Origin of the sequence: Crenothrix polyspora, from assembly GCF_900163755.1 — a bacterium.
Taxonomy (GTDB): Bacteria; Pseudomonadota; Gammaproteobacteria; order Methylococcales; family Methylomonadaceae; genus Crenothrix; species Crenothrix polyspora.
In genome coordinates this window covers 115,784-129,170 of sequence record NZ_FUKI01000092.1, presented here as the reverse complement: position 1 = coordinate 129,170, position 13,387 = coordinate 115,784, and the positions used below count along the sequence as shown (strand labels likewise).

12 protein-coding genes are annotated in these 13,387 nt (G+C 42.5%); 4 read left to right on the top strand and 8 right to left on the bottom strand.

What is annotated here, in order from left to right:
- Positions 1-190: 190 nt before the first annotated feature.
- The 6 genes from CRENPOLYSF2_RS05705 to CRENPOLYSF2_RS05680 all read right to left on the bottom strand — a co-directional run bounded on the left by CRENPOLYSF2_RS05705 (position 191) and on the right by CRENPOLYSF2_RS05680 (position 4,664).
- Positions 191-463: an acylphosphatase gene (locus CRENPOLYSF2_RS05705; RefSeq protein ID WP_087142977.1), complete on the bottom strand. Its 273-nt coding sequence runs from the start codon at positions 461-463 to the stop codon at positions 191-193.
- Complete coding sequence (rlmKL, locus tag CRENPOLYSF2_RS05700; protein ID WP_087142976.1) at positions 447-2,684, bottom strand: bifunctional 23S rRNA (guanine(2069)-N(7))-methyltransferase RlmK/23S rRNA (guanine(2445)-N(2))-methyltransferase RlmL; 2,238 nt, start codon at positions 2,682-2,684, stop codon at positions 447-449. The genes CRENPOLYSF2_RS05705 and rlmKL overlap by 17 nt, the downstream gene beginning before the upstream one ends.
- Before the next feature lie 132 nt (positions 2,685-2,816).
- Positions 2,817-3,095 (bottom strand): Txe/YoeB family addiction module toxin, encoded by a 279-nt coding sequence (locus CRENPOLYSF2_RS05695; protein WP_087142975.1) that lies wholly within the window; start codon positions 3,093-3,095, stop codon positions 2,817-2,819.
- Positions 3,088-3,366: a type II toxin-antitoxin system Phd/YefM family antitoxin gene (locus CRENPOLYSF2_RS05690; protein ID WP_087142987.1), complete on the bottom strand. Its 279-nt coding sequence runs from the start codon at positions 3,364-3,366 to the stop codon at positions 3,088-3,090. Before CRENPOLYSF2_RS05690 ends, CRENPOLYSF2_RS05695 begins: the two co-directional genes overlap by 8 nt.
- Positions 3,367-3,563: 197 nt before the next feature.
- Positions 3,564-4,037: a BamJ family beta-barrel-assembly machinery protein gene (locus CRENPOLYSF2_RS05685; RefSeq protein ID WP_419185545.1), complete on the bottom strand. Its 474-nt coding sequence runs from the start codon at positions 4,035-4,037 to the stop codon at positions 3,564-3,566.
- A gap of 69 nt (positions 4,038-4,106) precedes the next feature.
- Complete coding sequence (locus tag CRENPOLYSF2_RS05680; RefSeq protein ID WP_087142973.1) at positions 4,107-4,664, bottom strand: transglycosylase SLT domain-containing protein; 558 nt, start codon at positions 4,662-4,664, stop codon at positions 4,107-4,109.
- Positions 4,665-4,815: 151 nt separating this feature from the next.
- Between CRENPOLYSF2_RS05680 and CRENPOLYSF2_RS05675 the strand changes: the two genes are divergently transcribed.
- From CRENPOLYSF2_RS05675 to CRENPOLYSF2_RS05665, 3 genes are all read left to right on the top strand, one after another.
- Positions 4,816-5,466, top strand: coding sequence for a pilus assembly protein PilZ (locus tag CRENPOLYSF2_RS05675; RefSeq protein ID WP_087142972.1), 651 nt, complete (start codon positions 4,816-4,818; stop codon positions 5,464-5,466).
- Positions 5,467-5,623: 157 nt separating this feature from the next.
- Complete coding sequence (locus CRENPOLYSF2_RS05670) at positions 5,624-5,878, top strand: TIGR02647 family protein (protein WP_087142971.1); 255 nt, start codon at positions 5,624-5,626, stop codon at positions 5,876-5,878.
- Between the two features lie 788 nt (positions 5,879-6,666).
- Positions 6,667-9,522 (top strand): EAL domain-containing protein, encoded by a 2,856-nt coding sequence (locus CRENPOLYSF2_RS05665; RefSeq protein WP_087142970.1) that lies wholly within the window; start codon positions 6,667-6,669, stop codon positions 9,520-9,522.
- Between the two features lie 63 nt (positions 9,523-9,585).
- Here CRENPOLYSF2_RS05665 and CRENPOLYSF2_RS05660 read toward each other — a convergent pair whose 3' ends face one another.
- Together CRENPOLYSF2_RS05660 and CRENPOLYSF2_RS05655 are read right to left on the bottom strand one after the other, a co-directional pair.
- On the bottom strand, positions 9,586-11,211 hold the full coding sequence (locus tag CRENPOLYSF2_RS05660; protein WP_087142969.1) for an ATP-binding protein: 1,626 nt from the start codon (positions 11,209-11,211) through the stop codon (positions 9,586-9,588).
- Complete coding sequence (locus CRENPOLYSF2_RS05655) at positions 11,208-11,876, bottom strand: response regulator (RefSeq protein ID WP_087142986.1); 669 nt, start codon at positions 11,874-11,876, stop codon at positions 11,208-11,210. Before CRENPOLYSF2_RS05655 ends, CRENPOLYSF2_RS05660 begins: the two co-directional genes overlap by 4 nt.
- A 352-nt stretch (positions 11,877-12,228) precedes the next feature.
- On the opposite strand from CRENPOLYSF2_RS05655, the gene hemW reads away from it, so the two are divergent.
- Positions 12,229-13,362: a radical SAM family heme chaperone HemW gene (gene hemW / locus CRENPOLYSF2_RS05650; RefSeq protein WP_087142968.1), complete on the top strand. Its 1,134-nt coding sequence runs from the start codon at positions 12,229-12,231 to the stop codon at positions 13,360-13,362.
- The last annotated feature ends 25 nt before the right edge of the window (positions 13,363-13,387 follow it).

Genomic DNA, 13,387 nt, shown 5'->3' with positions numbered 1-13,387 from the left:
TGAACGGCACACTTCGACAAGCTCAGTGCGAACGGTTACACTGTAACTATTGAACTGTGAAAATGCTGTAAATCTACTTTAGATTTTCAGTTAGCCAATTAAAGTCGGATACGCACCAAGGCACACTGTTTATGTTGAGTCTGTTGAATGATGCACGGCAGATTTTAGCCCTGTTTTAGATAACGAATTATCAGATGATCTCAAATGTTAGTAAAGATACATCAGACGTAAGTTCGGTCACCTCAACCCGATCAACTCGCGCAGTTATCGGGCCTTTATGACACCAATCAAGCATTGCTTGCAAAACAGCGCTGTCGGCTTGGGCGATAATTTCTACACAGCCATCGGGTAGGTTTCTAACTGTGCCCACCACGCCTAATGCCTTGGCTTTTTTTTGGGTGAAATAGCGAAAATACACACCCTGAACACGGCCAAAAACCAAAACCTTAGCTTGTTGCGTCATTTTTTATGCTCCAGCAGTAATGAATTTTGCTATTACGGGTGAAATCTGCCGGTACGGTGGCTGCGCTAATGTCGGTGACAGTAAACGCCGAAAACGCGGCGTGATCAAATTTAAAGCGCCGGAAATTAGTGGAAAAATACAGCATACCCCCCACGGCTAACAACGCCAGTGCATTATTAATAAGTGCTACATGATTTTCCTGAATATCAAATGCATCTTCCATGCGCTTGGAATTGGAAAATGTTGGCGGATCTAAAAAAATTAAATCAAAACGTTTTTTGTAGGCTTGCCGCGCCTCGGTTTCCAGCCACTCTAAACAATCGGCTTGAATATATTGGTGCTGGTTTTCATCCACTTGATTGTTTAACGCCATATTGGCTTTTGCCCAATTGATATAGGTATTGGACATGTCTATCGTGGTGGTTTGCTTTGCACCACCGAGCGCTGCATGTACTGTGGCACTGCCGGTATACGCGAACAAATTTAAAAAGCGCTTGCCTTGGGCTTGTTGCTGAATGAGCATGCGAATGGGGCGGTGATCTAAAAATAAACCGGTATCCAAATAATCCTCAAAATTTACTCGTAGCTTACAACCGCCTTCTTCGACAGTATGAAAACGGCCTAGCTCGCTGAATTTTTCGTACTGATCGGTTTTGCGTTGTCTGCGGCGAATTTTAAGAAAAACATGGTCGCGGCTCACGCCAAACACGCCAGGAATTTCTGCCATTACGCCAGCCAAACGCTGATCGGCCTTGTGTTGATCAATACTTTTGGGTGGCTCGTATTCTTGTACGTTAATCCAGGTTTGCTCAGCTTCATACACATCGACTGCCACCGCGTATTCAGGCAAATCCGCATCGTATACCCGATAACAGCGGATTTGATTTTGCTTGGCCCATTGCCGCCATTTCTTGAGGTTTTTTTTCAGACGATTGGCAAACATTTCTGCACTGACCTTTGCGCCTTCTTGATCTGGTTCAGGCGCATTAACGGCGGCTGTCACCAAGGCAATGCGCTCTTCTTGCGTTTGCGCTTTAGGGGTAAAAAATGCTTTTTCTTCAATATTTAAACGTAATAAGCGGCATTCTAACGCACCGTTATACAGCGTAATCGGCTTTTGTGAGCGAATCCCTAAACGGAAACCCAGTTCAGGGTTACTGATAATTAATGCGGCTTTCCAGCCAATAAATTGCGTTTTTAGGGTTTCACCAAAATGCGTGTACAGTTCGGCAGTCTCTTGCTCATCACCCAAGCGTTCTCCGTAAGGCGGGTTGCAAATGACCAAACCAGGCTGCCAGGCTTCTGCCGGTTTGGCATCGCTGATGTCGCGGCGCTCAATATGGATTTTATTGTGCAAGCGGGCATTGTTGATATGGCCTAATGCGGCATGAACAGTTTGGCGATCTTGGTCAAAACCAACAATGACCGGCATTTTTTTAGCCATGCCGACCCATTTACGTTGTTCGGCTTCGCCGATTAATTTTTCCCAGCAGGTGGCATCGTGTTTTTTCCAGCCCAAAAAACCGAAGTAATCGCGCAGTAAACCAGGCGCAAAATCGGCGGCCATCATTGCACCTTCGAGCAATAAAGTACCTGAGCCACACATGGGATCAAGCAATGTGCCACCTTGTTTGGCAATGGCTGGCCAGCCGCTACGCAATAACATGGCGGCGGCTAAATTTTCTTTAATGGGCGCACTGATGCTAATATCACGATAACCACGGCGGTGTAGGCTTTCGCCAGACAAGTCTAGGCTTAATTGGGCTTTTTCGCCGTGCAAATGCACGTTGATGCGGATACTGGGGCGTTCGGTATCAATACTGGGGCGTATTTCAAACTTTTTACGCATTTGATCAACAATCGCGTCTTTAACTTTTAACGCGCCAAAGTGGCTGTTATTAATCACTTCTGAATTTTTAACGTTAAAAGTGACAGCAAAAGTGCCGGTGGGTTCCAGATGTTCGAACCAATTGATTTTAGCAATGCCGTTATACAGATCATCTTGGCTGGTTACTGAAAACGTACTGAGAATTAATAAAATGCGATTGGCAGTGCGTGACCATAAACACGTGCGATAAGCCGTTTCTAAATCGCCCTGAAAGGCAACACCGGCAACAGTAGTTTTGGTATGTGTTACGCCCAGTGATTTAAGCTCTTCAGCCAAAATATCTTCCATGGCTTTGGGGGTGCTTGCAAACAGTTCGTAGGTGGGCGTGGGCATAGGGGTAGTTTAGTGTTTGGTACAAGGATTGGAAAGTTGGCGTAGTAGTCAATCAGATGTATAACCTTGTCCCAGCGCAGACTTTTGGAAAATATTCAACAGCACTGAGCCATGCAGGATTAACCCTCAGCCTTATTTTGTGTAATGGTAACGTGCTTGAAGAAAATCAATACAATCATCTGTTACTAAGTAAACCAAACGATGCTCTTCCGTAATGCGGCGCGACCAAACACCAGAAGCAATATATTTCAAGGGTTCAGGTTTGCCTATGCCCTTGAATGGATCACGCATAACCGCTTCAACCAATTCAAGCACCTTAAGCGCAACCCGTTGGTTAGTTTGTACCCAAAACCGAAGATCCTCACGGAATTCTGTTTGAAATACACTTGCGCGATTGTGCGATTTAACCAATACCAACCTCGGCTTGTAATTCGGCAAGCAGTTGCGATGGTGTCGTTTGCTGTTGTGCGCGGCTTAATGCCGAAAACAGGCGTTCAGCATTAACAGGCGAACGTAAAAGATGCGCAGTTTCAAGCAGGCTTTGAAGCTCATCAGCGGCAATTAGCGCAACATCTTCAGCACCACGGCGTTGAATGATGACCACTTCCCTGTTATCTGTCACTGCGTCTAGTAATGTGGCGAAATTAGCACGCGCTTGGGTATAAGTGGTTTGGATTGTCATGGGCATCACAAGAAATAAACGTACAGGATAAATGTACAAGTATTTGCAGTTTGTGTCAATGTGAAACGCTAAGGTTGAATGTTTGCCTTTAGGGAATTAAACACGCTTACTGGTGTTGGTAGCTTTCCCGACGGATAATCCAAATGTTGAAAAAGCTGGGTTTCCGCTATGCTTCAACCCAGCCTATAGTCTACAATTTAATTAATTTTGATCAGCTCAACATCAAAAATTAAAGCTTCGTTAGCGCCAATCGCACCACCCGCACCATTTTCGCCGTAGGCTAATTCTGATGGGATATAAAAACGGTATTTCGCACCTTCGGTCATCAGTTGTACGCCTTCTGTCCAACCGGGGATAACTTGGTTTAAACCAAAGGCAATAGGCTCGCCACGGCTGTAAGAACTATCAAACTCTTTGCCGTCGATGGTTGTGCCTTTGTAATGTACAGTAACTTTATCTGTGGCCGCTGGGTTTTTAGTGCCGGTACCTTTAGTGACAACTTCATATTGCAAACCACTGGCAGTCGTCGAAATACCGGCTTTTTTAGCATTGGTTGCAAGATACGCAGCACCTGCCGCTTTATTTTCGTCTGGTGTGCCAGCGTTGGCCATTGAAAACATAGAAAGTCCTATAACAATAACGGTGATAACTGAAAGAAGTTTAGCGTGCATTTTTCTCACGATTTTCGCCTTTTGAGTGAATTAAAGCCGCTAGTTTAGCAAAAAAACTACCGACTTCGGCTAATTCATTTCACAGCCGGTTAATTGCCCTTGAAATAGGCTGGCACGTTTAGAGACCTTCTTGGCCACTTGCATCAACCAGGGTTTATTTAAATAACTTTTGCGCTGAAAACCACCGTGGCCTTCGTGATAAGCTAAATATAAATTTTTGGTATCCCATTTAGAAACGCCCAGTTTGTTGGCGCTTATATCGCAATACCAGCCGATAAAATCACTGGCATCGGCAAAATCATCACGATCCGCCCCCGAATTATCGGTACTTTTTAAGTATTGATGCCAGGTACCGTCTAAGGCTTGTGAGTAACCATACGCGCTACTGGCTCTAAACCCTAGCCAAGTGCGTGGCGGCCGCGCATCGGCAACAAAATGTGATTCTTGGTGCATGATGGCCATCTGTACTGGTACAGGCACACCCCAGCGCTTAAAAGTACGCTGTGCATCGGCATACCAACCGTCTTTTTCTCTAAATACAGAGCAAATATTGTTGGTATTTTTAGGCGGTAAAGTGGTACATGCTGCTAACAGCACGCCAGAACACACTATGACAAACTTTTTCATAATAAAAAACACACGTAAAGATTTAAATATTAAGGACTATAAAAACAAGTAAATCGTAAAAATACCAAATAAAAATTAATTAACCTACTATACTTCTAGTCTAAATTACTACAGTAATAGCGCCACTGCAAAAGCGAAATAGAGGATCAGTATGAGCGTACATGTAAAACGACCTTATCGGAAAAATCTGGCCTCTTATGGCTTGATTTATATGGGCGGTGAGGAATATAGCATTACCGTTAAAAATATTTCGTTAACCGGTGTGCTCGTTAAAATCAATCAAAAGCAAAATCAAAATGATCTTAATAGAATTTACCGAGAAATATTGGCCGCCACCCTTATTGACATGTACATTCCTAGCTTGCGATTGGCGGGTGAAACAGAAGCTGTTAGAGTTGACATAGAAGATGATTATCTATTGCTGGCATTAGAGTTTAAAAATGTATCTTACGATATCGACAGAGTTCTTTATAAAAGAAAAGCCTATCGCAAGACCATTGCCTCGCCAGGGCTTATCTTACTAGACGGTGTTTATCGCGAGTTTTATTCAGTGAATGCTTCTGTCGATGGCATTATGATCCGGTTGGCTGAAAAATTAGCCATTGAAAAAAATCTGATCACTGTGTTTGAATTTAAAGCCTTAGAAATCGAAGGTGAAATAAAAGTTATCTGGACAGAATACGTATCGAGTACCGAAATGCTGGTAGGTCTACAGTATATTCACATAGGGCAAGCCCCCATTAAAGGTGTGCCGCGTTTCTATATGGCAACTGACGAGCCTGGCAAGCCGCTATCAAACTAAATGTCTTAGCGTCTGCACACGCTGACGCTAAGACAATACAAATCTTGTGTTATTGAACGTATTGTATCCCAGCCGCCTTTGATAAAAAATAAATCTGTCACATGACAAAAATGGCCTTATTCTATACGTTCATTTTAAAAACAACAGAGGACTGCTAATGCCCTACACACAAGATATTTTAGAAGAGTTGGACATTTTGGCGCGCTATAACCTGGCAACCACATTGGAAGGCATCAAGGTACACCAGCACAGCGCCCAAGCAGCAACAATTGCTGCCACTTTGCGATTATTTAACAAAGGTTTAATTTCCCAAGAAGATGGTGGTTATTTAACCAGTCTTGGCCGCGAAGCTGCCGAACATACGCAGGCAGCGTTGCGTATACTTAAATCTGCCGACATTACGACAGCTTAAAAACACATCCGTGGCCGTGCGTGTACGGTAAGATTAAAAAATTAATCACGCTAACGCGCTCGGCTGCAATCCACAGTGTTTTTATCAACCTACGGTGAGTGCCACCAAAGAATGTGCCACATTAATCTAACGCTTTAGATTTTAAATGTGGATGTTTTTTAAAGCGGGATTCATTATTTCACACAGTATTTTATCCGTTACTTTTCCGCAATTTTCCGATATACATGAACTTTTTCTTGGCATAGGCATTCCCAGTTTGGGCGATGTTATAGCTTATCAGCGATAAATACAGCGCTTGTGTCATTATTATTGCTATAGTAGTTCAATAAGTTGATATATTTGTTAAGTAATTTGCATGAAATGCGCTGAGCAATTAAAATAAGCCACTATTCGTTCTGAGTGCGCCAACAAGGTTACTGACTTATCTCATGGACGCTTCTAATTTAAAATACAGTCCACACTCACTATTTTGAATACAAATATGGGCTACCAATTTAACGTAACAAAATACAGGCTGGGTTGCCAAACAGCAAGCAATTCAACCTGCTTGAATTATATTATTTTTTTGTCTCCAGTTAAGTAGATAATCCAAATATTTTTAGACACTAAATTTTGGTTACCCGTTTAAGGCGGGATATTTTTTTAAAATCGTTCGTGGTGAACTGAACTACAAGCCCTTCGACAAACTCAGGGCGAGCGGATGTGCCGCTTTAAGCGGATAGCCAAAAAAATTGATCGCTCTAAAAATATCAGCATTATTGTTTTTGACGCGCTTTGGCATACTCATTATGAAATGGTTTTCAATAATTTACCGCGTAGACATATATAAATGTCTGTGGCTTGGTTGTTTGCTGTGCTTAGCGCTTTTTTTGCAGCAGTATGACACGTTAAAACAGTGGGACAATCAATTATACGACAGAGGCTTAGCGCTATTTTCCAGAGACATCAGCCGCGATATTGTTATTGTTGCTATTGACAAAAATAGTGTGAAAAAACTGGGGCGCTTGCCGTGGTCTCGTCGCCAGCACGCTCAACTTATTAATTACTTAAGCGCCGTGGGTGTTAAAGCCATAGGACTTGATCTTGTCTTTGACAAACCCAATCCCAAAGATATGATAGGCGATCGCAAACTTATTCAAGCTATCCATAATAATGGACGGGTTATTTTGCCTGTTTTTCCGGAAATTTCCGGTGCTAAAAAAACCTTACCGACAGCTTTGCCTTGGCCAGAATTAGTGAGTGCTGCCGCAGGTTTTGGACATGTTGATGTTGAATTAGATAATGACGGCGTGGTACGCAGCACCTGTCTGCAAGCGGGTGTTAAAGGTTCATATTGGCCTTCTTTTGCGCTGGCATTATTATCTATAAACGAACCTAATAAACAGCGTTTTTTAAAAGGCGACCACCCACCTAAAATAGAAAACTGTCCTTGCTGGCAAGGTGATTTTCGCATTGAAATTCCTTTTGCCAGTGCTAACCAGCATTTTAAACAGGTGTCTTATGTCGACGTGTTGACAAATGCTGAAGTCAGGGACAGTTTACGTGGAAAAATTGTTGTCGTGGGTGCGACAGCCTCCGGCTTAACGCAAATGTTTAAAACCCCGTTGCATAAAAATGCCAGTTTATTAAGTGGTGTAGAAATTAATGCCCATGTCCTTGATGTACTTATTAATAATTTATCGATACAAAAACTGCCGCGTTTGGCGGCAATGTGGTTAACGCTGAGTTTGCTTGCTATTCCCATTATTTACTATAGTTTTTTTTGTCCGCAGCGGTCATTGCACAGCAGCCTGTTTTTTTGTTTACTCACCGTGATTATTAGCGGAGTATTACTGAAGCAGTTTCATTTATGGTATGGCCCTGTGCCGGTGTTGGTACTACTGACGATTAATCATTTGTTATGGCGCTGGCAACGTTTAGATTGTTTTGCCAAGATGTTATTTTCTGAACGGCAACTGGCCAAAGCCGCCTTGCATTGCATAGGCGATGCGGTGATTACCACCAGTTGCAAAGGCTTTATCGAGTATATGAACCCTGCTGCCGAGCTATTAACTGGCTATACTCTTAGGTTAGCCAGTGGTTCGCACATTGATTCAATCCTGCGCTTTAATCACCAAAACACCAATAACTCAAGCGATCTTGATAGCATCACGCACGGTTTAGTAAGCGAGCAATCATTTCAGACCGCAATGCCTTGGTTTTTAATTAACCCGCGTGGTGAGGAATATGCCATACAAATTAAAGGCACGCTCATTAAAAATGACAATAAACATGTGACCGGCATGGTGTTTGCGCTGAATGATCTGACCAATACCTTGCATATCAGTAGCCAACTAGCGCATTTGGCTACGCATGATGCGTTAACCGGTTTGCCTAATCGCATATTATTGCAAGAAAGTATTGCCAACGCTATTTTAGCAGCCAACCGCAATGGTACGTGTTTCGCGCTATTATTTATTGATTTAGACGGTTTTAAAAAAATTAATGATGGTATGGGTCATGTGATTGGTGATTTGGTACTAAAAGAAATGGCCACTCGGTTATGTGCCGATATGCGACAACTGGATACCGCTGCGCGATGGGGTGGTGATGAATTTGTTGTATTGCTTAATCATTTGCCTAACGAAGACACTATCTCACCGATTGCCAACAAATTATTACAGCGCTTAGCGCCACCGTATTTTTTTGCTGGTCAGCAACTGTATGTTACCTCCAGCATAGGTATTAGTATTTTTCCTAAAGATGGTTTAACCAGCGAAGCGTTGCTGACACAAGCCGATACGGCTATGTACCGCGTCAAGGAAAAAGGCAAAAACAATTACAGTTTTTATGCTAATGGTTTAAATGAATCGGCCAAAAAACGCCTGACGCTGGAAAAAGAAATGTATGACGCACTTGATGCGGGGCATTTTGAGGTTTTTTATCAGCCACAAGTCGATATCAAGACGCACAGGATTGTTGGTGCGGAAGCTTTGCTGCGTTGGCACCACCCCCAGAAGGGTTTGTTACTGCCGAGTAAATTTATCTCACTTGCAGAAGACATTGGTTTAATTAATCCTATTGGCGATTGGTTGTTAAATGCGGTGTGCAGTCAGCAGCATAGCTGGCAACAAACTAATTTGCCGGTTATTAACGTGGCAATTAATTTGTCACACAAGCAGTTTTTGCATAATGATTTATGTCGGCGTATTGATCAGGCACTTATTAAGCATCATTTACAGGCTAACAGCCTTAAAGTTGAAATCACAGAAAATGTCATGATAAAAGATATTGATCGTATCGCTCAAATACTGTGTGATATTAAAGCGTTAGGTGTGTCTATTGCCATTGATGATTTTGGTATTGGTTATTTTTCGTTAAATACGCTTAAAAATCTACCGATTGATCAATTAAAAATTGATAAATCGTTTGTTGCACAACTGAGCCAAGATAGCGATGCGGCTAATATCATTCAAACTATTATTGTACTCGGCCATAATATGCACATGAATGTTGTTGCCAAAGGTGTCGAAACACTCGATCAATTCAATCAACTTAACCGCTGGCATTGCGATTTGATTCAAGGTTATTATTTCAGTCGGCCTGTTACAGCGATGGTTATGACGGATTTATTAGCTAAAAAAGTTTTAAGTCATCCCGTCTAAGTGCGATAAAAACAAACCATTGTTGCGTAAACTTCACAAGGTGTTTACTTAATGCATCCCCGCTTATTTTTTAAACGGTGGGTTAAGCAGTGTGTCAGATTTTCTTCTGCTGAAAAAACTTAATTTGCTGTGCAGTGATAATTCGTTAAGTTTTTTAGACAGTGGAAATAATACCGTTACTTTAAGGCCACCTAAGGGGGCTTCACCTAAGGTTAGCGTGGCATCATGAATACTGGCGATGCGCTGCGCAATAGAAAACCCAAGGCCAGTACCTTGCGCAGTACCGGCGGTTTCTACACAGCGGTGAAAGCGTTTTAAGGATTTTTCGTATTGATCAGGAGCAATGCCAGGGCCGGAGTCTTCTACGCAAAATACCAGATGCTTGAGGCTGGCGCTTAGGTTAATTAACACCGTACCGTTGGCGGGTGTATATTTAATCGCGTTATCAATAATATTTTTGACCAAAATATTGATGAGTTGGTCATTGGCTGTTATTGTCGGTAGATTATCTTCGATAACTACTTCAATGTGTATACGCTTTTTGTGCGCATGGGGTTCTAACTCGGTCATTACCTGAATAATTTCATGTTGTAATAACAAAGTTGTTTTGGCCAAAAATGCTGAGCTTGATGATTCAATGCGCGAAAAAGTGAGTAATTGTTGCACCATGTAAGTCATACGATTAACGCCTTGGGTAATGCGTTGCAAGGCTTGGGTACGCACGTCGGTGTCAGTGGTTTTTAGCGCGACTTGCGCTTGTGTTAATAAGCCCGCCAGCGGTGTTCGTAATTCATGTGAGGCATCGGCGGTAAATTGCCTTTCGTGCTCCAGTGCTTCTTCGAGTTGCGCAAACAGGTTATTCATTTCATTAACGACAGGTACAATTTCATTGGGTAATTCTTTAGTTGATAAGGGCTTGAGATAACTGGCCTCCCGTTTGGCTAGTTGCCTTTCTAATCGGTTTAATGGCCGTAAAGCATGGCCGACAATTAACCAGATTACCACACCCAAAAATGGCATACCGTACAGAAATTGTATGACTAATTGTGATGAAATTTCTTCAGTTAATTCAGTACGAATTTCCTGCTTTTGACCGACTTGAATAATATATTCACCGCTAGTATTGGCCAGGCTAAATACATGCCATAAATCGCCGTCTATGGTGGTTTTACTGAGACCTTCTGTGCCCTTGGCAAACGGTTTTTCGGGGGCATTTTTGGAATGTCGTAACAAGCGGCCATTTTCACTCCATAATTGGAAGACAATTTTGCGCTCGTATTTGTATTTGTGGTCAAAATCTTTGGCTTGCAATAACTCATCGAAAGCATGTGATAAGGGATCACTGGCATCTATTTCGTTGAAACTGTGCAGGTGAAATTTAGGATCGTTTTCTTCCTCTAACAATAAATCCTGATTTTCGTTGTCGAGCTCATAAGGGAATTTTTTGGGAAAATACCGATTAACCGTTTCGGTTGGATTTGGCTGAAAATTTTCTTCCAGAGGTTCATCTTTTGGCAATGTTTCTAAAAATGCCAGTAATACTTTGCCCGATTGCGCCAATTCGGCATCAAATAATTCGCCCACTTCGGCGCGTGTGGTTTTGTAGCTGATGTAGGCGGTGATGCCCCAGATCAGCATAGAGGCCGACAGTAGGCTAATCAGTAAGCGTTGCCGGAGTGAATAATTCATGCGTCGTCATCGCTGTCGATAATATAACCGGCACTTCTGACGGTGCGGATCAGTGAGCTATCCAGTTTTTTGCGTAAATAATGGATATGTACTTCAACGGTATTGCTTTCTATGTCGGAATTCCACGAATACAGGCTTTCTTCCAAGCGGGCCTTAGAGACGACGCGGCCAATATTACTCATTAGAAAGCTGAGTATTTCGAATTCTTTTTGTGACAGTTCTACTTTTTCACCGTGGTAGGTGATTTGATGTGAGGCAGGGTCTAAAATAACGCCTCGGTGTTCAATATATGGCACACTGCGACCCTCATTGCGCCGTGCCAAAGCACGTAGACGAGCGCACACTTCATCCAGATCAAAGGGTTTAATAACAAAGTCGTCTGCGCCGCTGTCTAACCCTAGTACGCGATCGGGTACGGTATCTTTTGCGGTGAGTACCATGACGGGGGTTTCATCTTTACGGGCGCGCAGCGCACGTAAAATATCCATGCCGTCCATGTCGGGTAAATTAAGATCGAGCACAATCAATTCATAACTATTAATGCGCAGTGCTTCGTCGGCAAGTTTGCCGTTGGTTAACCAGTCTACGGCATAGCCTTCCATTTTTAAACCGGCAACCAGACCGTCGCCCAGTATTTCGTCATCTTCAACAAGTAATAATCTCATGGGTTTTAAATGTGGTGGATTGTTAATAGAGTGATGTTGGTTATTGTCTACCAAATAGCTAAAAGACACGACAGAAAATAAGTTAGTCTGCGTGTCGGTAGTTAATTGTTTGTATAGTGCTGGCCATGTTTTAGCTTATCTGCTTCAAAATATCAGGTATTTTGTGGTGTTTTTATAGTTTTTACTTCGGTTATAGTGCGTCAGAAATTGACGGCATTGCATTTTTGTCGTGGCTTTTATGTTTTTGGTAGCTAAATGTAACAAAAATTACCGCACAATGTGAAAAATTACCTTTTTTACCAGGAGTCTAATGATAAACTGATCGGCATCGCCATTAAACACTTAGGTTATTTTGTTACCGCTCAGTTTGTATATTCATTTTCCGTGGTGCATTAAAAAATGCCCGTATTGTGATTTTAACTCGCACGCTGTTAAATCGGTTATTCCAGAAACAGAATACGTCAATAAATTGCTGGAAGATTTAGCTAAAGATATTGAACGTTATGCGATTTCCCGGCCTATCAGCAGTATTTTTATGGGGGGGGGTACGCCCAGCTTGTTTTCACCAGACGCTATTAATCAGTTATTACGCGGCATAGAAAAACAGCTGGTTTTGACAGATGATATAGAAATTACTTTAGAAGCCAACCCAGGTAGTTTTGAGAGTAATAAATTTATCGAATTCAGGGCTGTTGGCATTAATCGTCTTTCCATTGGAGTGCAGTCGTTTAATGATGCGTTGCTGGCTAACTTAGGCCGAGTGCATTCTGGCTCAGAGGCGATTAAAGCCGCAGAGATTGCGCAGTTGGCAGGGTTTACTAACGTTAATTTGGATTTAATGTACGCTGTTCCCGGCGCAACTTTAAACACCAGTACAGACGATATCATGATGGCGCTCAGTCTTGCGCCTACGCATCTTTCGTTTTATCAAATGACGTTAGAGCCAAATACCTATTTTTATCGATTCCCGCCGCCCTTGCCAGCCGACGACTTGGTTTATGTTATTCAAAAGCATTGTCAAAGCCTGTTGGCAGAGCATCAGTATCAACAATATGAAATTTCGGCTTACAGCCTGATTGATCGCCAGTGTCGTCATAATGTCAATTATTGGCAATTTGGTGATTATTTGGGCATAGGTGCGGGGGCGCATGGCAAGCTAAGCCAAGGGTTGCCGCATAATATTGTACGAACCGTTAAGCCGAAAAGCCCTGCACACTATTTGGCAACCGATTTTAAAACAGCAGATGCTAGCGTGATTGCACAGGCCGATGTGCCGTTGGAGTTTGTTATGAACCATCTGCGTTTGCGGCATGGTTTTAGTTTGTCGGCCTATCAGGCCGCGACAGGCTTAACGGTAGAAAGCTTAATGCCGGCTTTGTCTGCGTGCGTACACGAAAATTTGCTTGTTAAACAAGCTAATCGTTATTATTGCTCTGACAAGGGATGGGATTTCTTGGATAATATCCTAGAAAAATTTATGCCGTAATGACAATTTTCAGAATCAATTTATC